The organism is Bradyrhizobium sp. F1.4.3 (assembly GCF_040548375.1).
Classification (GTDB): domain Bacteria; phylum Pseudomonadota; class Alphaproteobacteria; order Rhizobiales; family Xanthobacteraceae; genus Bradyrhizobium.
Genome location: NZ_JBEPRN010000001.1, coordinates 514261 through 534677 on the forward strand (window position 1 = coordinate 514261; position 20417 = coordinate 534677).

Below are 20417 nucleotides of genomic sequence, written 5' to 3' on the forward strand. Positions count from 1 at the left end.
GCTGAATTGAACGTCTCGGAACCGAACGACATCAACCGGGGGATTTTGATCGAGATGCTAACGCGCAAACAATACGAGCTTCTGCGGTTCATCAGCGAACGCTTGAAGGAAAGCGGCGTGCCGCCCTCTTTCGACGAGATGAAGGACGCGCTCGATCTGCGCTCGAAATCGGGCATCCATCGCCTGATCACCGCGCTCGAGGAGCGCGGCTTCATCCGGCGCCTGCCCAACCGCGCCCGCGCCATCGAGGTGATCAAGCTGCCCGAGCTCCAGGCCGCCGCCGGCAGCCGCCGCGGCTTCACCCCGAGCGTCATCGAAGGCAACCTCGGCAAGGTGCGCGCCAGCTCCAGCGGGCCCGCGGACGACGGCGAACGTCCCGTCGCGGTGCCGGTGATGGGCCGTATCGCGGCCGGTACGCCGATCGAGGCCTTGCAGACCCGCAGCCATACCATCAGCGTACCGCCTGACATGCTCGGCTCGGGCGAACACTACGCGCTCGAAGTGCGCGGTGATTCGATGGTCGAGGCCGGCATCCTCGACGGCGACATGGCGCTGATCCAGCGCAACGAGACCGCCGATACCGGCGACATCGTGGTGGCGCTGATCGACGACGAGGAAGCAACCTTGAAGCGCTTCCGCCGCCGTGGCGCCTCGATCGCGCTCGAGCCGGCGAACGCCGCCTATGAGGTGCGCATCCTGCCGCCCAACCGGGTGAAAATTCAGGGCAAGCTGATCGGGCTTTACCGGAAGTATTAAGCCTATTGCGCTCGGCCGCTTGGCTGGCGGCCGCGCGTTCACGATTGGAGCGGACGATTGTCCGCTCCGGCTGGATAGTCTTTCTGGTTTTGCACAGATTATCCGGCCCCCTCTCCGGCGCTACATCCTCGGCACGCCGCACGAAGCATCCATCGCTTCGCAGGCCTTTGAGAGACCGAGGAGACAACCATGCGCAAGATCATTCTGAGCACAGTCACGGTGGCGCTGATCGCAGCATCAGCGTCGCAAGCCTTCGCCGCACAGTCGCAGCACCATGCCCGCAAGGCACCGCAGGCGACGAGCGAGCAATTCCGCGATGCCCGCAATGCGGTTGAACGGCCGTCGCAGCCGGCCTGGCAATATTCGGGTTGGTCGGCGCCTGCTGGCCGCTGACGTCGAAGCTCCCCAAATGCACGAGTGCAGGCATTGTTCCTCGTGCATTTGAAAAAGATATTGTGATTGTGGCTCGCGGACCCAAGCCGCAGATTTGCCCACAACCAAGCAGAGGGTTGCAGGCTTCCACTCTGATAGAGGCCTGCGCCTCAGAAGAGGCGCGGGTGCTCTATCCTGAATGAGGAGCACCCGATGTGTGACTATAGCCTTCATGCCGTCGCGACGCGTCCCGCAGAAGTCGGCGAGACGATCGTCACGACGACCTTCCGCGGCACCTCGACGCGCGGCTTCGCCTCCGAAGCCGACATGTCCGTCGCGGTCTGCCTGCTGCCGGGAACGGAGCTCGCCTTCGCCGACAGCGTCCGCTACGACAATCGCTGGATCTGGACGCGCACCATCAACTCCCGCGTCGGCAAGTTCGGCAAGGTCGATCCGCACATTCCCGATCGCCATCATGACGCGATCGAATTCCCCGACGGCAAATACGTGCTGGTGACTCAGCTCGTCGAAGGCCAGCGCGCAACCGTGCTGCAATTGCCGGTAACCCAGCCGGTCGGCGAACGCGAGCACAAGCCGCAGATCACCGCCGACAGGCAGCCAACGATCACCCGCCTGCCGATCGGCTGACGCAGCCTTCCCCCGGCCATGGCTGGGGCGAGGATTGAAATGTCCATCGCCGGCCGAGGCCGGCGAGATGGAGTGGTTTGCGTCTCTTTATCTCCCGCCGCACGAAGTTTGCGCTGCCCTGCCTGAATTTTGAACGTCCGCTCCGCTGCCAAATGGCCGATGCTGTTCGCGGCTTGAGGCGGCGGACACGCTCGATGAAAACCTTCATTCGCGTCGTTGAACTCTGGGTGCCTGACCGGACGCGCGTGCGGCTGGAGTTTGGCGGCGGCCTCTACAGCGAAGGCCTGTCCGCATTCAAGGCCGCGAGCGAGAACCTCCGCTTCGGATATGACCAGGGGCTTCCCGGCAAGGCATGGGCCAGCGGCCACCCGGTGATCCTCACCAAATTCGCCAACTCCTATTTCATGCGGACCGATCAGGCTCTCAAGGCCGGCTTGACCTGCGGCGTGGCCGTGCCGGTGTTTGCCGGCGAATTTTTGCAAGCCGTCATGGTGCTGCTCTGCGGCGGCGACGAGGCGCATGTCGGCGCGATCGAGCTCTGGCACAACGATGCCGAGGTCTCGCACGAGATGGGGCTCGTCGACGGCTATTACGGCAGCGCCGACATCTTCGAGTTCAACTCCCGCCACACCAAATTTCCCCGCGGCTTCGGCCTGCCCGGACGCACCTGGAAAGCGGGCCTGCCGCTGATCATCAGGGATCTGCACGATGCAAAGAGTTTTCTGCGCTGGGAGGACGCCGCCAAGGTCGGGATCAATCTCGGCGTCGGCGTGCCCTACCGGACCGGCACCAACCAGACTTGGGTCCTGACATTCCTCTCCGCCCAAGCCACGCCGATTGCGCGCCGCGTCGAGACCTGGGTCCCGAACGAGGCCCGTTCGGCGCTGGTGTTTCGCGCCGGCGATTGCAGTGCGCAGACCGACCTCGCCGCGCTCTATGCGACCAAATCCATCGCCAGGGGCGAAGGCAGCATCGGCGGGGCCTGGGCCACCGGTATACCCGCGCTCAACGATGATCTTGCGCATGACGGATCAGCCGTGGAGGCTTGCGCGGCCGGACTGAGCCGGATGGTGGTCCTGCCAGTGATCGACGGCGCAAGGCTCGAAGCCGTGCTGGCCTGGTACCTTTAGTCAGTCCGCTCAATCCTCGGCCTGCAAATCGGCTTCCGCAGGCGTAGCGTCCCGGTTGCGGGGCGCGACCGCTTTCGGCGCAAGACTCGTGTCGAAATCCCCCGCGCCGGCGGTAGCCGGTGACCAGGGACGATCTGCGCCCCTGGCCTTCACCGCCTGAACCGCAAAGCCGTCGCCGCGCCGCGTCAGCGCCAGCGCGCCCTGGCTCGCCAGACGCTGCCGATCGACCACCATCGCCGTACAATCGGGCGGCGCAGGCCGGGCCGTCACCACCAGCGCGGCGCGGCTGCAATCATCGGCCAGCGCCTCGATGCGCAGCGCCAGCGCGACCAGGCGGCCATCGGCAAGCGGCGTCACGCAGCCTGAATCGTCGCACGACACGTCGTTGGCGAGCGAGGCGCTGCCGGCATCGCGGGAGTCAGCATCGGCCGCAAGCCACTCCTTGAGCAGAAAGCTGTCCTTGTTCGTCCTGATCAGATGCAGCTGCCCATCCCTGCCCCTCACCGCAACGCTCTGCCCGTCACCGGCAATCAGGATATCGGGTTGCCGGACGGACAAACCCCAAAGGATCGCAACGAACAGCACCAGCGCGCCGGACCAGCGCAAAGGCGTGCGCAACAGGCCTATCAGGACGAGCCCGAGGCTTGCCGCGATCAGCGGCGCGGTGCCGAAGGCGCCGACGTGCCCGATGGCGCCGGGCAATGCCGCGACCCAGCGCGACACTGCGACCATCCAGTCGATGCCGATCCCCATCAGCCACCAGAACACGCCGTCGAGCCCGAAGGGAGCGGCAAGCAATCCCAACAGCCCGGCAGGCATGACCAGTGCCGAGACCACCGGCATCGCCCCGAGATTGGCGAGCACGCCGAACGGCGTGACACGGTGAAAGTGGAAGGCGGCATAAGGCGTGGTCGCCAGACCCGCGATCATCGAGGCCATGAACAGCATCGCGATCTCGCGCCCGCCCCACATCGCGATGCGCGCGGTCGCGGAATGATCGGGTGATGCGAACAGGTTCGGCATGCCGATTTGCACCAGCGCCACGAGCCCGAGCGTGGCGGCGAAAGACATCTGGAAGCTCGGATGCACCAGAGCCTCCGGCGCGACCGCAAGCACGATCAGGGCTGCCACCGCCAGCGTGCGAAAGGTGATGGCGCGGCGATCGACCATCACCGCGATCAACACCACCGCTGTCATGAAGAACGATCTTTGCGTGGCAACCTCCGCGCCCGACAGCAGCAGATAGAAAGCGGCCGCGACCAGCGCCGCAGCCGCCGACCATTTCTTGATGGCGAAGCCGCCCGCCAGTCCCGGGATCAGAGCGAGCAGCGCGCGCACCGCGAAGAAGACGACACCGGCAACGACCGCCATGTGATAGCCGGAGATCGAGAGCACGTGGCCGAGACCCGAGATGAACATGGCGTCGTTGACGGGCGTCGTGATCGCATCGCGCCGACCGGTGAGCAGCGCGGTCGCGATCGCGCGATTGTCGCCGTCGAGTGTCGCGCGAATGCGCGCGTCAATCGCATCGCGCAGTCCCTGCATCATCGCGGCGTAGCGCAGCCTGATCCCCCCGGTCTCGGCCGGCGCCGCCACCGTGATTGCACCCATTGCAAAACCGGAAGCGCCGATCCCCTGGAAGAACATGTCACGGGAGAAATCGTAGCTGCCGGGCCGCAACGGCGAGAGCGGCGGCATCAGCCGCGCCCTCAACTGCACGAAGCTGCCGACCTCGGGGGCGGTGCCCTTGCGCACGGAGAGGCGGACGCGCTCCAGCTTGACGTCGCTGCGCTGCGCTTCCATCGCGGTGACGCGCAGCACGAAACGGTCGGTGCGCTCGCGGATGTCGCGGGTCTCGACGAAGCCCGACAGCAACACGGAATAGAGCGGCTTTGCCAGCACGGTGTGACCGATGCGCGCCGTCTTCCAGGTCGCCATCGCAAAACCGGCCGCGACCGCCGCGATCATGATGGTAGGCGCAAACAGCCGGCTCCGCCGCAACAGAACGGCGCCGAGCATCAGTGCGACCGCCGTCGCAGCAACGACCCAGAGCACCGGCTCATGATCGGCGGCGAAATAGAGCGCGATGCCACAGCCGAAGGCGACGGGCACCCATGGGAACAGCCGCCCGGCGCCGGCCTCGGCGCGCGCCCATTCGCGCAGCGTCTCGACAAGCGCGGGCCAAACGCCAAAGCCCGCCGGCGCAAAGCCGCCGGCCGACGCAGGTCGGCCAACGGGCCAAGTCCCCGCGATACCCTGGGACCGAACTGGCCGCCCCGGCTCCGCCATTCCCCTGCACCTTACGATATGCGATGGGAGCGGAGGCTACCGGAACGTGCGGACGGACGAATAGCGGTACGGATCAGGAACGGGCCGCGTCAGCCCCTACTTTTCCTCTTCCATCGTCACGGCGACCGCCGCCTTGGCCGAGAGCCGGACCTTGTTACCCTCGATATCGGCGACGAGCCCCTTGTCGATGAAGTGATGGTGGCCCTTGTGGCCGCCCTCGCCGCTGTCCTTCTTGGTCAGCTTGATGCGGTTGCCCTCGACCTTGTCGACGGTGCCGATGTGGACGCCATCGGCGCCGATGACTTCCATATGCTCTGCGATGTTCTGCATGGGGGATCCTCATTGGGGACCCACACAACGCGCGGGATGCCCGTTCGTTGCCTCCGCCGGAATGACGTTGCCGTGGGCGGCGTCAGATCAGCGGCGCTTGTGACGAGGCGTGGTGGTTGACGATCTTCCAGTCGCCGTCCTCGCGCAGGATGACCCAGCTCATCTTGACGATGAGATCGGGGCGCTCGCCGGCGATGTCGAACGAGATGGTCGCGGCCATGTTGATCAAGTCCGGGCCGGCCTGCGCCGCGTTCACCTCGGAAAACGCCGCGCTCGGCTTTCGCCATCGCGGCAGGCCGTTGAAATAGTCCGTCACCCCGTCCCTGCCCCGATAGAGTCTTGGGTTGGAGCCAAAGAAGAACGCGTTCTTCGCATACAGCGACGACAGCGCGGCGGCGTCGAGCTTGGCGAAGCCGGCGCACCATTTCGCGATGATGGCGGAAACGATGTCACTGGCTTTGCTGCTCATTGTCCCCTCAGCCCTTGGCTACTTCCTTCGCAAAGGTGTCGCGCAATCCGATGGTCCTGGAGAACACCGGCTTGCCGGGCGTCGAGTCCTTGTCGCGGACAAAATAGCCCTGGCGCTCGAACTGCATCGGCTCGGTCGAATTGCTTTCGGCGACCGATGCTTCGATCCGGGCGTCCGTCAGAATCTCCAGCGACTGCGGATTGAGATCGGCTGCAAAATTCGAGGCGTCCGGGCTCGGGTTGGCGAACAGCTGATTGTAGATGCGGATTTCCGCGGGCACCGAGGTCGCCGCCGGCAGCCAGTGCATGGTGGCCTTGACCTTGCGGCCGTCGGGCGCATTGCCGCCCCTGGTCGCGGGGTCGTAGGTGCAGCGCAGCTCGACCACCTCGCCGGCATCATTCTTGATCACGCCGGTGCACTTGACGAAGTACGCGTAGCGCAACCGCACCTCGTTGCCCGGTGACAGGCGGAAGAACTTCTTCGGCGGGTTCTCCATGAAATCGTCGCGCTCTATATAGAGCTCGCGGCCGAAGCTGATCTTGCGCGTGCCGGCGGAGGGATCGTCGGGGTGGTTGATCGCCTCGAGCTCCTCGACCTGCCCTTCCGGATAGTTCTCGATCACGACCTTCAGCGGACGCAACACGCCCATGCGCCGCTGCGACGTGCGGTTCAATTCCTCGCGGATGCAGAATTCGAGCATGCCGACATCGACCACGCTGTTGGCCTTGGCCACACCGATGCGCTTGACGAATTCGCGCAGCGCTGCCGGCGGCACGCCGCGCCGGCGCATGCCGGCCATGGTCGGCATGCGCGGATCGTCCCAGCCCGCGACATGGCCCTCGCGCACGAGCTGGGTCAGCACGCGCTTCGACAGCAGCGTGTAGGTCAGGCTTAGCCGCGCCATTTCGTACTGGTGCGGCTTGGAAGGCACCGGCAGTTTCTCGATGAACCAGTCATAGAGCGGCCGGTGGTCCTCGAACTCCAGCGTGCAGATCGAGTGCGTGATGCCCTCGATCGCGTCCGACTGGCCGTGCGCATAGTCGTAGCTCGGATAGATGCTCCATTTGGTGCCGGTGCGCGGATGGTGCGCATGCAGGATGCGGTACAGCACGGGGTCGCGCAAATTGATGTTGCCCGAGGACATGTCGATCTTGGCCCGCAGCACGCGCGCGCCGTTCGGGAATTCGCCGGCCTTCATGCGGCGGAACAGGTCGAGATTCTCATCGACCGAGCGGTCGCGGAACGGCGAGTTTTTGCCGGGCTCTGTCAGCGTGCCGCGCGAGGTGCGGATCTCTTCCTGGGTCTGGTCGTCGACATAGGCGAGCCCGTCGCAGATCAGCTTCTCCGCCCATTCGTACAGGCGGTCGAAATAATCCGAGGCGAAGAACAGGTTCTTGCCCCAGTCGAAGCCGAGCCAGTGCACGTCGGCCTGGATGGAATCGATATATTCCTGCTCTTCCTTGACCGGATTGGTGTCGTCGAAGCGCAAATGGCAGCGGCCCGGAAACTCCTGGGCGATGCCGAAATTGAGCGCGATCGACTTGGCGTGGCCGATATGCAGGTAGCCGTTCGGCTCCGGCGGGAACCGGGTCACGATCTCCCTGTATTTGGCCTGGTCGAGGTCGGCCTGGATGATGTCGCGAATGAAATCGCGCCCAACCTCAGTCGCCACCGGTTCTGTGCTCATCCTGCAATCCTGTAGGGAAATCAGCGGCCCTTCTGCCAAATTCGCGTGGCTGAGCCAAGGGCTTAAGCAAGGCCTGGCAGGTCCGCTGCCGGGCTTTAGTTATGCTCCGGTCCTGTTATATACCACCGCCTCCAATGCATAGGCCCTGCCGAGAATGACCGATTCCGTCGTCACACGCTTTGCTCCCTCCCCGACCGGCTTCCTCCATATCGGGGGCGCCCGCACGGCGCTGTTCAACTGGCTCTATGCGAAGAAGCACGGCGGCAAGATGCTGCTCCGGATCGAGGACACCGACCGGGAGCGCTCCACGGAGGCTGCGATCGGCGCCATCCTCGACGGGTTGAGGTGGCTCGAGCTTGGCTGGGATGGCGACGTCATCTACCAGTTCAGCCGCGCGGTCCGTCACCGCGAGGTCGCCGAGCAGCTGCTCGCCGACGGCAAGGCCTACCGTTGCTACGCTACAGCCGAGGAGCTCACCGCCATGCGCGAAAAGGCGCGCGCGGAGGGCCGCACCCGCCTCTATGACGGCCTGTGGCGCGACCGCGATCCGGCGACCGCCCCGTCCGATGTGAAGCCGACCATCCGCCTGCGCGCGCCCCAGACCGGCGAGACCGTGATCGAGGACCAGGTCCAGGGCCGCGTGGTCTGGCAGAACGAGAACCTCGACGACCTCGTGCTGCTGCGCGGCGATGGCAACCCGACCTACATGCTCGCGGTGGTGGTCGACGACCACGACATGGGCGTCACCCATGTCATCCGCGGTGACGACCATCTGATCAACGCCGCGCGCCAGAAGCAGATCTACGATGCAATGGGCTGGGCGCTGCCAAGCATGTCCCACATCCCGCTGATCCACGGACCGGACGGCTCGAAGCTGTCGAAGCGCCATGGCGCGCTCGGCGTCGATGCCTACCGCGCCATGGGCTACCTGCCGGCGGCGCTCCGCAACTATCTCGTCCGGCTCGGCTGGAGCCATGGCGACCAGGAAATCTTTTCGACCGAGGAGATGATCGCGGCGTTCGACCTTTCCAGCGTCGGCCGCGCCGCCGCCCGCTTCGACTTCGCCAAGCTGGAAAACCTCAACGGACACTACATCCGCTACGCCGACGATCAATCACTCGTGAAGATGTTTGAGGACGTGCTCGACCACGTCGTGCCCAGCCGCGACGAGATTAAGGCCAAGTTAAACGACACCACGCGCGCGCAACTGCTCAAGGCCATGCCGAGCCTGAAGGAGCGCGCCAAGACGCTGATCGAGCTGATCGACGGCGCCTATTTCATCTTCGCCGACCGGCCGCTGGAGCTCGATCCCAAGGCGGCAGCGCTGCTGACACCGGAAAACCGCAAGCTGATCGGCCAGCTTCATTCCGCGCTGGAGAATGTCGAGAGCTGGAGTGCGGCTTCTGCGGAGGCCGCGCTGCGCGCTTTTGCCGAGGAAAATAGTCTCAAGCTCGGCGCAGTTGCCCAGCCGCTGCGGGCGGCACTCACCGGACGGTCGACATCGCCCGGCATATTTGAGGTTTTGGACGTGCTGGGACGCCAGGAAAGCCTGGGCCGGCTTAAGGATCAGGCCAAGGACTAGGCTACGACGTAAGCAGGCCATGCGTGCGGTGATCTTGCAGCGCACACAGCAATAATATACCCATCTTGACCGTACCTTCTGGAATATCCGGCCTGCCCCACCATCTTGTTGGGGCCTCCCGGGTCCGGCCCGTTTCACCACACATCGGGGACCTCTGATGGACGCAAAAGCAAGCAACAAGACCGCCACGCTGACGGTCGGAAACAAGAACTACGATCTCCCGATCCTTAGCGGCAGCGTTGGGCCTGATGTCGTCGATATCGGCAAGCTCTACGGCCAGTCCGGGCTGTTCACCTACGATCCCGGCTTCACCTCGACCGCGAGTTGCCAGTCCAAGATCACCTATATCGACGGCGATGCCGGCGTGCTGGAATACCGCGGCTACCCGATCGAGCAGCTCGCAGAGAACGGCGACTTCCTCGAGACCTGCTACCTGCTGCTCTTCGGGAGTCTGCCGACCGCCGCGCAGAAGAAGGATTTCGACGACCGCGTGATCCATCACACGATGGTGCACGAGCAGATGGCCCGCTTCTTCCAGGGCTTCCGCCGCGATGCTCATCCGATGGCGGTGATGGTGGCGTCAGTCGGCGCGCTGGCCGCGTTCTATCACGACTCCACCGACATCAACGATCCGAAGCAGCGCATGATCGCTTCCATGCGGATGATCGCCAAGATCCCGACGCTGGCGGCGATGGCCTACAAGTATACGGTCGGCCAGCCCTTCGTGTATCCGAAGAACTCGCTCTCTTTCGCCGAGAACTTCCTCAACATGTGCTTCGCGGTGCCGTGCGAGGACTACAAGATCAACCCGGTGCTTGCGGAAGCGCTGGACAAGATCTTCATCCTGCATGCCGACCACGAGCAGAACGCCTCGACCTCGACGGTGCGCATCGCCGGCTCCTCCGGTGCCAACCCGTTCGCCTGCATCGCCGCCGGCATCGCCTGCCTCTGGGGCCCGGCGCATGGCGGCGCCAACGAAGCGGCGCTTGCGATGCTCGCCGAGATCGGCACCGTGGACAAGATCCCCGAGTTCATCGCCAAGGTGAAGGACAAGAACAGCGAAGTCCGCCTGATGGGCTTCGGTCACCGCGTCTACAAGAACTACGATCCGCGCGCCAAGATCATGCAGAAGATGTGTCACGCCGTGCTCAAGGAGACCGGCCATGGCGACGATCCGATGCTGAAGGTGGCGCTCGAGCTCGAGAAGATCGCGCTCAGCGACCAGTACTTCATCGACCGCAAGCTCTACCCGAACGTCGACTTCTATTCGGGCATCACGCTGAAGGCGATGGGCTTCCCGGTCTCGATGTTCACCGTGCTGTTCGCGGTCGCCCGCACCGTCGGCTGGATCAGCCAGTGGAGCGAGATGATCGAGGATCCGCAGCAGAAGATCGGCCGTCCGCGCCAGCTCTACACCGGCGTCACCCGCCGCGACTACGTGAAGATCGGCGACCGGAAGTAAGTTCGGACCTCATGGTCCTTCGGAACGGCGCCATCGCGAGATGACGCCGTTTTTTTCGCGGAGACATTGTGGGTGGGCAAAGCGAAGCGTGCCCACCGCCTCTCAGCGACTGAAACAGCATTGGTGGGCACGCTGCGCTTTGCCCACCGATTACAGATCAAAGGACACCCTGATGCTGAGCGGAAGCTGCCTCTGCGGAAGCGTTGCCTACGAGGTCGACGCGACCCCGGGTGCCATCGTGCACTGCCATTGCGCAACCTGCCGGAAGACGCACGGATCGGCCTTCTCCACCGTCACCAACGTACCGCGCGACCGCTTTCGCTGGACCAAGGGCGAAGAATTGCTGCGCGGCTTCGAATCCTCGCCCGGCAAGACGCGCTATTTCTGCTCACAATGCGGATCGCACATCGTTGCCTCGCGCGAAGGCAAGGACACAGTGCTGCTGCGAATGGGCTGCCTGGACACGCCAATTGCCGAACGGCCCGAGGTGCACATCTGGCGATCGAACGCCGCCGTCTGGTACGACCCGAAGGCTGAGCTGCCGGAATGGCCGGAAGGCACCCAGCCGCCCGCCCCGCAACTTGCGGATCATCGGGCGGTCAGGGATGGTCGCCCTTAGGTCGCGCAGCGCAGTACCGGCAAGGAATTTCCAACTGGCATCAGCTCATAGGGCGGCTTCCAGCCTCGCAGTGCTGCGATCCGCTCGCGCCATGCATCGATCGCCGGAAACGCCGCGCGAAGATCGAAACCGGTCTCCTCGACCGGGTAGTACAGGTATCCAACGAGCGAAAAATCGACGATCGTGGGCCGCTCGCCCAGCATAAAACGGCGTTCGGCGAGATGCTTCTCGACGACCGAAAGTGCGCCGTGCGCCCTCGCGCGCACATAAGCCTGCACGTCCGGATGCAGCGGCTCCGGCGTCATGGATTGGAGCACGCGATGCGCGGCAAAGCTTCCAGTGAACCGATGGTTGTCGAACAACAGCCAGCGCGCCGTCTCGAACCGCTCCTCCGCGCCCGTCGGACCGAACGCGCCATGGGTCTCGGCGAGCCATCCCAGGATCGCACCTGACTGACTCAGGCGCCGGCCATCGACTTCAAGCACCGGGATCTCGCCCATCGCGTTGGTCGCAGCGCGCCAGGCCGGATCGCGGGTTTCACCACCCGCAAAGTCGACCCCGACCGGCTCCCAGTCGATCCCGGCGCAATTGAGAAACAACGCGACCTTGAACGAATTGCCGGACGCGCCCACGCAATGCAGCCGATATCGCGCCATTAGACAGACCCCGCGCTGGTTCGATCACCACCACGATCATCTTCGCCGGCTGCTGACAGCGTCATGGCAATAGCCCCGGCATTGCTGCCGCGCACAACAACAAGTCGACGCAACGCGTCGGCAGGCGCTTGACAGTTGAAAGGCTCCGCGCGCAAATTCTTACACTAAGTAAGAATGACGACAGGGATGAAAATGCCGGAGCAGCCGAGAAGTCGGCGGCAGACGCGCGCTGCCATTTTGACTCATTTGCTCCAGTCGGGCGGCTCGTTTCGGCCGCCGCTGGCCAAGGCCGTGCGCCTGTCTGAAGCCAGCCTGTCGCGCATCCTGTTTGACCTGAAGGCCGAAGGCCTGATCGAAGAAGTGCGGCGCCCCGCCCCTTATGTCGGTGGCCCCACGGGTCTGGTGTCGCTCGATCGCTCGGTGGCACTCGCGGCCCTTGAGCTGACCGGTGATCGGCTCAGCGTCGGCATTGGCAGCCTGTCGGGCGAACTGCATTACACCGAGCGTCTTCCGCTACCTGCAAAGCCGACCGTCGAGTCCGTCGGCCAGGTGTTTCACGAGGCGCTGACTTTGCTGCGCGACTGGACGCGGCGGCGGCGCATCAGGCTCGCACAGATCGGCGTTTCCGTTCCGGGCCTCGGCCGCTTGAGTGAGTTCGGAAACCCGATCATTCCCTGTGACGTCGCGTGCATTCGCGAGATGATCGACGAGACATTTGCCGGCGCTCCAGTCGAGTTCACCAATTCGGTCGTGGCGCATGCCATTTTTCATCGCTGCCGCACGGAAAACTACCCGTTCAGTGGTGCGCATCTGTTCGTTTTTGTCGGCCAGGGCGTTGCCGGCGCCTGGATGGACGATCCGATCGAGGACGACGCCCTCCAGCCGGTCGAACTCGGCCACATGGTGTTCGGCGCCGACGGACCGCTTTGCCGCTGCGGTCATCATGGCTGCGTCGAGGCCTATACCTCGCTTCCGGCGCTCGCCGCACTCCTCTGCATGCGCGAGGCCGAATTGCTCCAGCTCGGCAGCGAATGGGTGAACACCATCCCGATCTCATCGCGCGTGCGCCAGGAGTTGCGCCAGCGGCTGTTCCGGCTGGGCCTTGCGATCGGCAACACGCTCAACGTCAAACCATGCCGCGGCGTCGCGATCAGCGGCTGGCCGTCGCTGCTCGATGAGGACGATCGCAAGGCCGTGGTCGAGGGGATCGACGCCTGCCTGCTGGGCGGCCGGAAACTAGCGCAGGTGTCGCTCGCCTTCATGCCGCCCTCGACCGGCAATGATCCACGCGCCGCGCTGGCCTTCGCCGCCTTTTGTCTGGCGAGCCGCGGCGGCATGCCCGCCGCATCGACGGAGGCCGCCTGAACTGAGCCGCGCGGCCTCAACGCACCAACAATTTCACGCCGGGAGGAAATTGCCATGCCGATCACAACAACAAGGCGCCGTCTGCTCGCTGGATCTGCTGCCGCACTCGCGCTGCCGGCATTTGCCCGCGCGCAAAGCGCGGTCAAGCCGCGACTGACCGTGATCTCGCAATGGTCCGCAGGCAGCGACGGGGCGGCTATCACGGCGCTCGGCAAGAAATTCGAGGAGAAAGGCGGGGTTTGGCAGCACTCGCCTGTCCCCGGGTTCACCACAGAGATGATGAACAAGCTACGCGCTCAGATCATCGCCGGAGATCCGCCGGCCTGTTCGCAACTCAAGGGCCCCGAGATTGCAGCCTGGTCGAAGATTGCCCCGACCGTCGATCTCGACGCCGTTGTCGCGGCCGCCGGCTACGAAAAGGTTGTCGCTCCGGACCTTGCACGATTGCATAGGCCGGGGGGCAAGTGGATTGCACTGCCGTTGCAGATCTACAGCACCAACATGCTGTTTCTCTCCAAGCGCGCGATGGACAAAGCCAAGGCCGACAGGATCCCGGTTACCTGGGCCGACTTCAACGATCTCGCCGAGAAGATGAAAGCGAGTGGAATCACCTATCCCATCGCCAATGGTGGCACCCGCCCCGACGATGGGCAAAAATTTGAGGCCTCTCTCGCCGGCATCAGCCCGACTGCATACCGCGCAGCCATCATGAATCTCGACGAGAAGGCCTTGAAGGGCCCCGAGGTAAAAGCTGCTTTCGCACAGGTGCGCAAGATCGCCGACTGGTCGGATCCAAATGTCGGCGCCCAACCCTACGCCACCAACCTGAAGCGCTTCGTCGACGGCGACATGGGCATGTTGATCATGGGCGGGTGGGCGCAGGGCGTATTGCGCAACGCCGGCTTCAAGTTCGACGATTTCATGATCACGCCGGGCCCGAGCGACAATAGCAAGCCGGTTTTCCTGTTGAATGCCGATGCCTTCATATTCTGGCAGCGCAAGGAGCCCGATCTACAGGCCGGTCAGACGCTGATGGCCCAGCTCGTCATGGATCCGGCGATCCAGACCATGTATTCGCAAATCACGGGATCGATCCCTGTGAGGACCGATGTCGATCTCTCCGGTGAAGGCTGGTCGGATGGTCAACGGCGGACTGCTGCAGCTCTGAAGGACGCTGTCGCGAGTAATCAGGCCGTCCTGAGCCTCGCGCACAACATGGCGCAGGAAAACGGCCTGACCGCAGCGATGATCGACGTCATCACTGAGTACGTGAAGAACAAGACGATTACGCCGGAGCAGGCGATCACCCGCCTCGCCGAGGCCGTCGAGGGCGCACGTTGACCAACGCCGTCTCGACAGCAACGCGGCCGGGCCGGCCGGCGACCCCTGAAATGGTGCGTCGGCTGCCCGAATATCTGATGATCTGGGTGCCGCTGCTCTTGTCCGCCGCGCATCTCATTTCGTTTTCGCTGTGGACGATCTGGATTTCGTTCACCCCATCCACCCTTGTTCCGGTCTCGGGCTGGGTGGGCTTGCGCAACTATACTGCAGTCATGGCGAGCCGGAACTGGCAGATCGCCTTCGACAATCTGTTGCTGTTTGGCACCGCTTTCGTGCTGCTGAGTTTGATCACCGGCCTCGTGCTTGCGATCCTGCTCGATCAGCGCATTCGCGGCGAGAACGTGCTGCGTTCCATCTTCCTGTACCCGCTGGCGGTGTCGTTCGTCGTCACCGGCACGGTCTGGAGCTGGCTGCTCAATCCTGGCATTGGGATCGAGAAGCTCGTCCACGACCTCGGCTGGACCTCCTTCCACTTCGACTGGCTGGTCAACCGCGACATGGCAATCTGGACGATTGTGATCGCTGCGATCTGGCAATCCTCGGGCTTCGCCATGGCGCTCTTCCTTGCCGGCCTTCGCTCCGTCGACGCCGACATCATCAAGGCCGCGCAGATCGACGGTGCTGGACCGATCCGGACCTACCGACGCGTCATTCTGCCGACGCTTTGGCCGATCACCATAACTGTCGTCGTCGTCCAGCTGCAGTTCGCGATTTCGGCCTTCGACCTCGTCCGCGCACTCACCAATGGTGGGCCCGGAATCGCGACGCAGCTGCCAGCCCTTGTCGTCTACGACCTGATGTTCCAGCGCAGCCAGCTCGGCCGGGGAGCGGCGGCGGCGGTGCTCATGTTGCTCATCCTTCTCGCGGTCCTGCTGCCGTATGCAGCGTGGCGTTATGTCCAGCGACGGCAGGCCACCCATGCGTGACCGCAGCTTCGCGCCGAGCCGAATTCTAATCTATCTCGTCGTTTCTTTGTTCGCGGCAGCTTATCTGGCGCCCCTGGTTGTCGTCGTGCTGAACTCGCTCCGTACCAACGAGGAGATCGCGCAGGGCTCAATGATCGGCTGGCCAAAACAATTGGCCTGGGGCAACTACGTCGCTGCCTGGAGCGGTTTCTGCGTCGCCGAGACCTGCGCCGGCATCCGGCCGTACATGCTGAACTCTGCGCTCATTACGATTCCCGCAACAATTTTCTCGACCATGCTCGGTGCGGTTGCCGGTTACGCCGTGTCGCTCTGGCGTTTTCGCGGCGATAACTGGATCTACGGCATCGTGACCCTTGGCCTCTTCCTCCCCCAGCAGATGCGCTTGCTGCCCTGGACCATCGTGCTGCGGGACATCGGTCTCATCAACACACTGACGGGTCTCGTGCTGATTCACACGATCCAGGGGCTCTCCTTCACGACACTGTTCTGCCGAAATTACTATGTCGCCATTCCACATGAATTGATCAGGGCCGCGCGCATCGATGGCGCCGGGTTCTTTCGCATTTTCTGGCGCATCATTCTGCCGCTCTCGTCTCCCATCCTGATTGTCACCGTGATCTGGCAGTTCACGCACATCTGGAACGAGTTCCTCTATGGCGTGACATTCACGACGGGCCAGCAGCAGCCCGTCACGGCCGCTCTCATCGCGCTATCTGCCGCAATCGCAGATATCCCGCAGCATGGCGTGCAGAGCGCTGCGGTGATCATCGCGGCCCTGCCCACTTTGTTGATCTATCTCCTCGGCGGCAGGTACTTCGTGCGCGGCCTTACCGCCGGCGCAGTGAAATGATGGGGTTGTCATGGCAGCACTAAGCATTCGCGCCCTGTCGAAGCGCTACGCCAATCTTGAGGTGCTGAAGGGCATCGACCTCGACATCGAGAGCGGCGAGTTCACCGTGCTGGTCGGGCCGTCCGGCTGCGGCAAGTCCACGCTGCTCAACATCGTCGCGGGGCTCGATCGCGCCAGCGCAGGCACCGTGGAAATCGGCGGACGCATCGTCAACGACGTCGCGCCCAAGGACCGCGACATCGCCATGGTGTTCCAGTCCTATGCGCTCTACCCGTCGATGACGGTGCGCCAGAACATCACCTTCGGCATGGAATGCCGCCACGTGCCGAAGGCGGAGCAGGAGAAGGCGCTGGCGAATGTCGCCCGGCTGCTCCAGATCGAGCCGCTGCTCGGCCGCAAGCCGTCGCAATTGTCCGGCGGCCAGCGCCAGCGCGTGGCGATGGGCCGGGCGCTGGTGCGCGATCCCCTGCTGTTCCTGTTCGACGAGCCGCTCTCCAATCTCGATGCAAAACTGCGCGTCGAGATGCGGATGGAGATCAAGCGGCTGCACCAGCGCATCGGCGCTACCATCGTCTATGTCACCCACGACCAGATCGAAGCGATGACGATGGCAACGCGCATAGCGGTGATGCATCGGGGGGTGGTGCAGCAATTCGCCGATCCGGACACCGTGTATCGCTATCCGGCCAATCTGTTCGTCGCACGCTTCATGGGCTCGCCGCCGATGAACACGATGCCGGCACGGCTCGAGGCCGATACCGGCGGGCCGGCCATCGTGATCGGCGCGGGACGACCGGACGAGGTCCGTTTCCCACTCCAGGGATACGACGCAGCCGCGCCCTTTGTCGGCCGCGAGGTGGTGCTCGGGATCAGGCCGGAATGCATTGCCGAGGGCAGCCGCGTCTTCTCGGCCGAGGCGCCCGTCCTCGTCACGGCGCCGGTCGAAATGGTCGAGCCCACCGGCGCCGAGACCATCGTCCTGCTGCGGCTCGGCGGCGAGCAGGCGCTGGCACGCATCACGCCGGATATCCGCCCCACGCCGGGCGCCCCTGCGCCCTTCGCGCTCGATACCCGCCGCATTTGCCTGTTCGACCCCGAGACGGAGCGACTGATCGCATGACCCAGACGAACTATGCCGGCCTCGCGGACCGCGTGGTGCTGATCACCGGGGGCGCCAGCGGCATCGGCGCGGCCTTCGTGCGCGCCTTCGCGGCCCAGGGAGCCCGGGTCGCCTTCCTCGACATTGATGCGGATGCCGGCCAGGCCCTCGCGCGCGAGGTGGCGAGCACCTCCGGCTCCGCACCGCTGTTCGTGCGATGCGACCTCCTGGACATCGACGCCTTGCGCGCCGCGATGGCTGAGGTCCACAGGTCACTTGGCGATGCGGCGGTCCTTGTCAACAACGCCGCCAATGACCAGCGCCAGGTGCTTGCCGAGGTGACGCCGGCCGAGTTCGACTGGATGATCGGCGTCAACCTCAAGCACGTCTTCTTCGCTGCACAGGCGATCGTGCCGCAGATGCAGGCCCGCGGCGGCGGCTCGATCATCAACATGTCTTCCATCGCTTGGATGCGCGGCGCGCCGGCATTGCCGGTCTACGCCGCAGCAAAGGCGGCGATCGTCGGCTTCACCAACTCGCTGGCCCGGCTGGTCGGTCCCGACCGCATCCGTGTCAACGCGATTGCGCCGGGGATGGTGATCACCGAGCGCCAGCGCCGGCTGTGGTATCCGAACGAGCAGACCATCGCCGAGCTGCGCACACGCCAGGCGGTTCCCGATGCGGTGACACCCGACGACATCGCGAATATGGCGCTGTTTCTGGCGTCCGACGAAAGCCAACGGATCACGCGCCAGTGCTTCCAGGTCGACGGCGGCCTCGGCTAGCTAGCCCGCCCGCCTGCCTTTGCGCATCGTCGCCAGCACGATGTCGGCGGCGAGCACGCTCGGCGATTTGTTGCCGGTCGACATGATGGTGTCGAGCTGGGCGAACGCATCCACCTGCTGCCGGCGCAGCGGCGAATCCGTGAGCACCTCGGACAGCGCCGGTGCGAGCTTCTCCGGCGTGCAGTCCTCTTGCAAAAACTCGGGAATGACCTCCCTGCCGATCACGAGATTGGCGAGGATCACCGAGGAGACCTGGACCGCGCGGCGCAGGATGAAGGCTTCGATCGGGTTGACGCGGTACGCCGTCACCATCGGAATGCCCGACAGCGCCAGCTCCAGCGTCACCGTGCCGGATTTCGCCAACGCCGCGCGCGCGATGCGGAAGGCCGCACGCCGCTCGGCTTCGCCTACGACGATCTGCGGCTTGACCGGCCAGCTCGCGACACCCTCGCGCACGGTCGCTTCGAGATGCGGCATGGTCGGCAACATCAGCTCGAAGGCGCGGCCCTCGGACTGCAACCGGTCGAGCGTCGCACCGAACACCCCGAGATGATGCCTGATCTCGCTGCGGCGGCTGCCGGGCAGCACCAGCAAAACCGGCGGCTCGGAATCGCGCCGCCTCTGCTCGTCCACATTCGGCCGCAGCGACGGCAATTGCTCGATCAGGGGATGGCCGACATAGCTGCATGGCGGCCCGCCGAGCTTGCGGTATTCCGCCGGCTCGAACGGCAGCAGACCGAGCACATGATCGACATAGCCGAGCATGGCCCGCGCCCGGCCCGGCCGCCAGGCCCAGACCGAGGGCGAGACGTAATCGACGACCGGGATCGCGGGATTGCGCGCACGCACGCGGCGGGCGACGCGATGGGTGAAGTCGGGACTGTCGATGATGACGAGCGCGTCCGGCGTGGCCTCCGTCACGGCGCCCACGGTCGCGCGGATCAGCCGCAGGATTTTTGGCAATTGCTGCACCACCGCGGCAAAGCCGACGATCGAGAGCTCCTCGATCGGAAACAGCGACTCGAGCCCCTCGCGCGCCATGGTATGGCCGCCGACGCCTTCGAACTGCACACCATCGCCGAGCCGCTGGCGCAGCACCTTCATCAGCGCCGAGCCGAGCCGGTCGCCGGATTCCTCCGTCGCGATCAGGAAGATCTTTCGCTTTGGATCGCGGCCCTGCATCACGCCGGCAGGCCGATGATGAAGAGATATTTCGCGTCGGCCAGCGCGATCATCGCCTGCGGCTCGGCGGCGATGGTGTTGCCGGCGATGACGGCGATGCCGGCAAGGCCGGCTCTCGCGACGCCCTCGATGGTGCGCGGGCCGATCGTGGGCAGGTCGAAGCGCAAATCCTGCCCGCTCTTCGGGACCTTCACCAGCACGCCTCGCCCGGTCGCCGCGCGGATACGCCCCTCCTCGCGCAGGCGCGCCACGCGCGCGAGCAGCGCGTCGGTGCCCTCGATATCCTCGACCGCCACCACATGGCCGTCGATCACGACCGCAGCCTGGCCGATGTCGAACGAGCCGAGCGCGACCAGCACCGCGCGGCCGCGCTCGATGTCCGTCTTGCCATTGTCGCTCGGCCAGGCGCGACTGATGCAGCCCTCGGGCATCAGGAGATCGGGCGCGACATCCTTGATCCCGACCATGCGAAAGCCGCCTTGTTCGAGAATGCGCCCGACGCCGGACAACAAATGATCGTCGCCGCCGCGGAAGGCGCGGATGACATTGCCGAGCAGCCGCAACGTCGTGAAGTCGAACCGGATCTCCGAGAGCGAGGGGCGCACCAGCGTGCCGATGAAGACCAGGTCGCGGCAGCCCTCCTCGCGAAACAGCCGCATCGCGCGGCCGAGCTGGCCGACCGAGATCCAGCGGTGGCGAAATTTTTCCACCTGCGCCGGATCGCAGGCACCCCGGAGGGGAAACAGCACCGGCGAGATGCCGCGCGCGGCAAGCGAATCGGCAACCGCGAACGGCATCGCGCCGCCGCCTGCGACCACGCCGACCGGTGATGAAATCCCTGGCGCCGCCGATGTCATGACCGCGGCCAT

At 64.7% G+C, this 20417-nt stretch carries 20 protein-coding genes; 13 read left to right on the plus strand and 7 right to left on the minus strand.

The genetic code is table 11. From position 1 onward, the window contains the following. The first annotated feature begins 54 nt into the window (after nucleotides 1-54). From lexA to ABIB73_RS02610, 4 genes are all read left to right on the plus strand, one after another. Entirely contained in the window at nucleotides 55-756 is a 702-nt protein-coding gene (lexA, locus tag ABIB73_RS02595; protein ID WP_354221130.1) for a transcriptional repressor LexA, read from the plus strand. Nucleotides 757-945: 189 nt separating this feature from the next. Next, nucleotides 946-1149 (plus strand): hypothetical protein, encoded by a 204-nt coding sequence (locus ABIB73_RS02600; protein WP_354221132.1) that lies wholly within the window; start codon nucleotides 946-948, stop codon nucleotides 1147-1149. Nucleotides 1150-1341: 192 nt separating this feature from the next. Then, nucleotides 1342-1776 carry a hypothetical protein gene (locus tag ABIB73_RS02605; RefSeq protein WP_354221134.1) on the plus strand — a complete coding sequence of 145 codons (435 nt, stop codon included), beginning with the start codon at nucleotides 1342-1344 and terminating at the stop codon, nucleotides 1774-1776. 194 nt (nucleotides 1777-1970) lie between these two features. After that, nucleotides 1971-2906, plus strand: coding sequence for a GAF domain-containing protein (locus ABIB73_RS02610; protein WP_354221136.1), 936 nt, complete (start codon nucleotides 1971-1973; stop codon nucleotides 2904-2906). A gap of 9 nt (nucleotides 2907-2915) precedes the next feature. Here ABIB73_RS02610 and ABIB73_RS02615 read toward each other — a convergent pair whose 3' ends face one another. The 4 genes from ABIB73_RS02615 to ABIB73_RS02630 form a co-directional block, all read right to left on the minus strand. Further along, on the minus strand, nucleotides 2916-5195 hold the full coding sequence (locus ABIB73_RS02615; RefSeq protein ID WP_354221138.1) for a ComEC/Rec2 family competence protein: 2280 nt from the start codon (nucleotides 5193-5195) through the stop codon (nucleotides 2916-2918). 96 nt (nucleotides 5196-5291) lie between these two features. Continuing rightward, nucleotides 5292-5525, minus strand: a complete 234-nt coding sequence (locus ABIB73_RS02620; RefSeq protein WP_354221140.1) for a DUF2171 domain-containing protein — start codon at nucleotides 5523-5525, stop codon at nucleotides 5292-5294. A gap of 82 nt (nucleotides 5526-5607) precedes the next feature. Further along, the gene (locus tag ABIB73_RS02625) at nucleotides 5608-5994 is read right to left on the minus strand and encodes a nuclear transport factor 2 family protein (protein WP_354221142.1); all 387 of its coding nucleotides are present in this window, start codon (nucleotides 5992-5994) and stop codon (nucleotides 5608-5610) included. 7 nt (nucleotides 5995-6001) lie between these two features. Further along, on the minus strand, nucleotides 6002-7681 hold the full coding sequence (locus ABIB73_RS02630; RefSeq protein ID WP_354221144.1) for a glutamine--tRNA ligase/YqeY domain fusion protein: 1680 nt from the start codon (nucleotides 7679-7681) through the stop codon (nucleotides 6002-6004). A 154-nt stretch (nucleotides 7682-7835) separates the two neighbouring features. Between ABIB73_RS02630 and gltX the strand changes: the two genes are divergently transcribed. From gltX to ABIB73_RS02645, 3 genes are all read left to right on the plus strand, one after another. Continuing rightward, nucleotides 7836-9263, plus strand: coding sequence for a glutamate--tRNA ligase (gltX, locus tag ABIB73_RS02635; protein WP_354221146.1), 1428 nt, complete (start codon nucleotides 7836-7838; stop codon nucleotides 9261-9263). A 157-nt stretch (nucleotides 9264-9420) separates the two neighbouring features. After that, a complete protein-coding gene (gltA, locus tag ABIB73_RS02640) occupies nucleotides 9421-10725 on the plus strand; it encodes a citrate synthase (protein WP_354221148.1) in 1305 nt (434 codons plus the stop codon). 172 nt (nucleotides 10726-10897) lie between these two features. Next, nucleotides 10898-11344 carry a GFA family protein gene (locus ABIB73_RS02645; RefSeq protein ID WP_354221150.1) on the plus strand — a complete coding sequence of 149 codons (447 nt, stop codon included), beginning with the start codon at nucleotides 10898-10900 and terminating at the stop codon, nucleotides 11342-11344. On the opposite strand, the gene ABIB73_RS02650 is transcribed toward ABIB73_RS02645, so the two are convergent. Continuing rightward, a complete protein-coding gene (locus ABIB73_RS02650; RefSeq protein ID WP_354221152.1) occupies nucleotides 11341-12000 on the minus strand; it encodes a glutathione S-transferase family protein in 660 nt (219 codons plus the stop codon). The two genes, ABIB73_RS02645 and ABIB73_RS02650, sit on opposite strands and share 4 nt — an antisense overlap. Before the next feature lie 186 nt (nucleotides 12001-12186). On the opposite strand from ABIB73_RS02650, the gene ABIB73_RS02655 reads away from it, so the two are divergent. From ABIB73_RS02655 to ABIB73_RS02680, 6 genes are read left to right on the plus strand one after another with little or no spacing between them, the layout of a single operon-like run. Continuing rightward, entirely contained in the window at nucleotides 12187-13365 is a 1179-nt protein-coding gene (locus ABIB73_RS02655) for an ROK family transcriptional regulator (protein WP_354221154.1), read from the plus strand. Between the two features lie 54 nt (nucleotides 13366-13419). Continuing rightward, nucleotides 13420-14706, plus strand: coding sequence for an ABC transporter substrate-binding protein (locus ABIB73_RS02660; protein ID WP_354221156.1), 1287 nt, complete (start codon nucleotides 13420-13422; stop codon nucleotides 14704-14706). 50 nt (nucleotides 14707-14756) lie between these two features. Next, complete coding sequence (locus ABIB73_RS02665; protein WP_502918399.1) at nucleotides 14757-15632, plus strand: carbohydrate ABC transporter permease; 876 nt, start codon at nucleotides 14757-14759, stop codon at nucleotides 15630-15632. Continuing rightward, nucleotides 15625-16482: a carbohydrate ABC transporter permease gene (locus ABIB73_RS02670; RefSeq protein WP_354221160.1), complete on the plus strand. Its 858-nt coding sequence runs from the start codon at nucleotides 15625-15627 to the stop codon at nucleotides 16480-16482. Before ABIB73_RS02665 ends, ABIB73_RS02670 begins: the two co-directional genes overlap by 8 nt. Before the next feature lie 10 nt (nucleotides 16483-16492). Continuing rightward, a complete protein-coding gene (locus tag ABIB73_RS02675) occupies nucleotides 16493-17602 on the plus strand; it encodes an ABC transporter ATP-binding protein (RefSeq protein ID WP_354221162.1) in 1110 nt (369 codons plus the stop codon). Continuing rightward, the gene (locus ABIB73_RS02680) at nucleotides 17599-18366 is read left to right on the plus strand and encodes an SDR family NAD(P)-dependent oxidoreductase (protein WP_354221164.1); all 768 of its coding nucleotides are present in this window, start codon (nucleotides 17599-17601) and stop codon (nucleotides 18364-18366) included. The genes ABIB73_RS02675 and ABIB73_RS02680 overlap by 4 nt, the downstream gene beginning before the upstream one ends. Here the strand turns inward: ABIB73_RS02680 and lpxB are convergent, their stop codons facing one another. Further along, nucleotides 18367-19551 carry a lipid-A-disaccharide synthase gene (lpxB, locus tag ABIB73_RS02685; RefSeq protein ID WP_354221166.1) on the minus strand — a complete coding sequence of 395 codons (1185 nt, stop codon included), beginning with the start codon at nucleotides 19549-19551 and terminating at the stop codon, nucleotides 18367-18369. Then, nucleotides 19548-20405, minus strand: coding sequence for an LpxI family protein (locus tag ABIB73_RS02690; protein WP_354222531.1), 858 nt, complete (start codon nucleotides 20403-20405; stop codon nucleotides 19548-19550). Before ABIB73_RS02690 ends, lpxB begins: the two co-directional genes overlap by 4 nt. Between the last annotated feature and the right edge of the window lie 12 nt (nucleotides 20406-20417).

What these genes read in the sequence shown, in the direction of transcription:
- lexA (WP_354221130.1), top strand. Translation starts at nt 55, where the DNA reads ATGCTAACGCGCAAACAATACGAGCTTCTGCGGTTCATCAGCGAACGC.
- ABIB73_RS02600 (WP_354221132.1), top strand. Translation starts at nt 946, where the DNA reads ATGCGCAAGATCATTCTGAGCACAGTCACGGTGGCGCTGATCGCAGCA.
- ABIB73_RS02605 (WP_354221134.1), top strand. Translation starts at nt 1,342, where the DNA reads ATGTGTGACTATAGCCTTCATGCCGTCGCGACGCGTCCCGCAGAAGTC.
- ABIB73_RS02610 (WP_354221136.1), top strand. Translation starts at nt 1,971, where the DNA reads ATGAAAACCTTCATTCGCGTCGTTGAACTCTGGGTGCCTGACCGGACG.
- ABIB73_RS02615 (WP_354221138.1), bottom strand. Translation starts at nt 5,195, where the DNA reads ATGGCGGAGCCGGGGCGGCCAGTTCGGTCCCAGGGTATCGCGGGGACT.
- ABIB73_RS02620 (WP_354221140.1), bottom strand. Translation starts at nt 5,525, where the DNA reads ATGCAGAACATCGCAGAGCATATGGAAGTCATCGGCGCCGATGGCGTC.
- ABIB73_RS02625 (WP_354221142.1), bottom strand. Translation starts at nt 5,994, where the DNA reads ATGAGCAGCAAAGCCAGTGACATCGTTTCCGCCATCATCGCGAAATGG.
- ABIB73_RS02630 (WP_354221144.1), bottom strand. Translation starts at nt 7,681, where the DNA reads ATGAGCACAGAACCGGTGGCGACTGAGGTTGGGCGCGATTTCATTCGC.
- gltX (WP_354221146.1), top strand. Translation starts at nt 7,836, where the DNA reads ATGACCGATTCCGTCGTCACACGCTTTGCTCCCTCCCCGACCGGCTTC.
- gltA (WP_354221148.1), top strand. Translation starts at nt 9,421, where the DNA reads ATGGACGCAAAAGCAAGCAACAAGACCGCCACGCTGACGGTCGGAAAC.
- ABIB73_RS02645 (WP_354221150.1), top strand. Translation starts at nt 10,898, where the DNA reads ATGCTGAGCGGAAGCTGCCTCTGCGGAAGCGTTGCCTACGAGGTCGAC.
- ABIB73_RS02650 (WP_354221152.1), bottom strand. Translation starts at nt 12,000, where the DNA reads ATGGCGCGATATCGGCTGCATTGCGTGGGCGCGTCCGGCAATTCGTTC.
- ABIB73_RS02655 (WP_354221154.1), top strand. Translation starts at nt 12,187, where the DNA reads ATGAAAATGCCGGAGCAGCCGAGAAGTCGGCGGCAGACGCGCGCTGCC.
- ABIB73_RS02660 (WP_354221156.1), top strand. Translation starts at nt 13,420, where the DNA reads ATGCCGATCACAACAACAAGGCGCCGTCTGCTCGCTGGATCTGCTGCC.
- ABIB73_RS02665 (WP_502918399.1), top strand. Translation starts at nt 14,757, where the DNA reads ATGGTGCGTCGGCTGCCCGAATATCTGATGATCTGGGTGCCGCTGCTC.
- ABIB73_RS02670 (WP_354221160.1), top strand. Translation starts at nt 15,625, where the DNA reads ATGCGTGACCGCAGCTTCGCGCCGAGCCGAATTCTAATCTATCTCGTC.
- ABIB73_RS02675 (WP_354221162.1), top strand. Translation starts at nt 16,493, where the DNA reads ATGGCAGCACTAAGCATTCGCGCCCTGTCGAAGCGCTACGCCAATCTT.
- ABIB73_RS02680 (WP_354221164.1), top strand. Translation starts at nt 17,599, where the DNA reads ATGACCCAGACGAACTATGCCGGCCTCGCGGACCGCGTGGTGCTGATC.
- ABIB73_RS02690 (WP_354222531.1), bottom strand. Translation starts at nt 20,405, where the DNA reads ATGACATCGGCGGCGCCAGGGATTTCATCACCGGTCGGCGTGGTCGCA.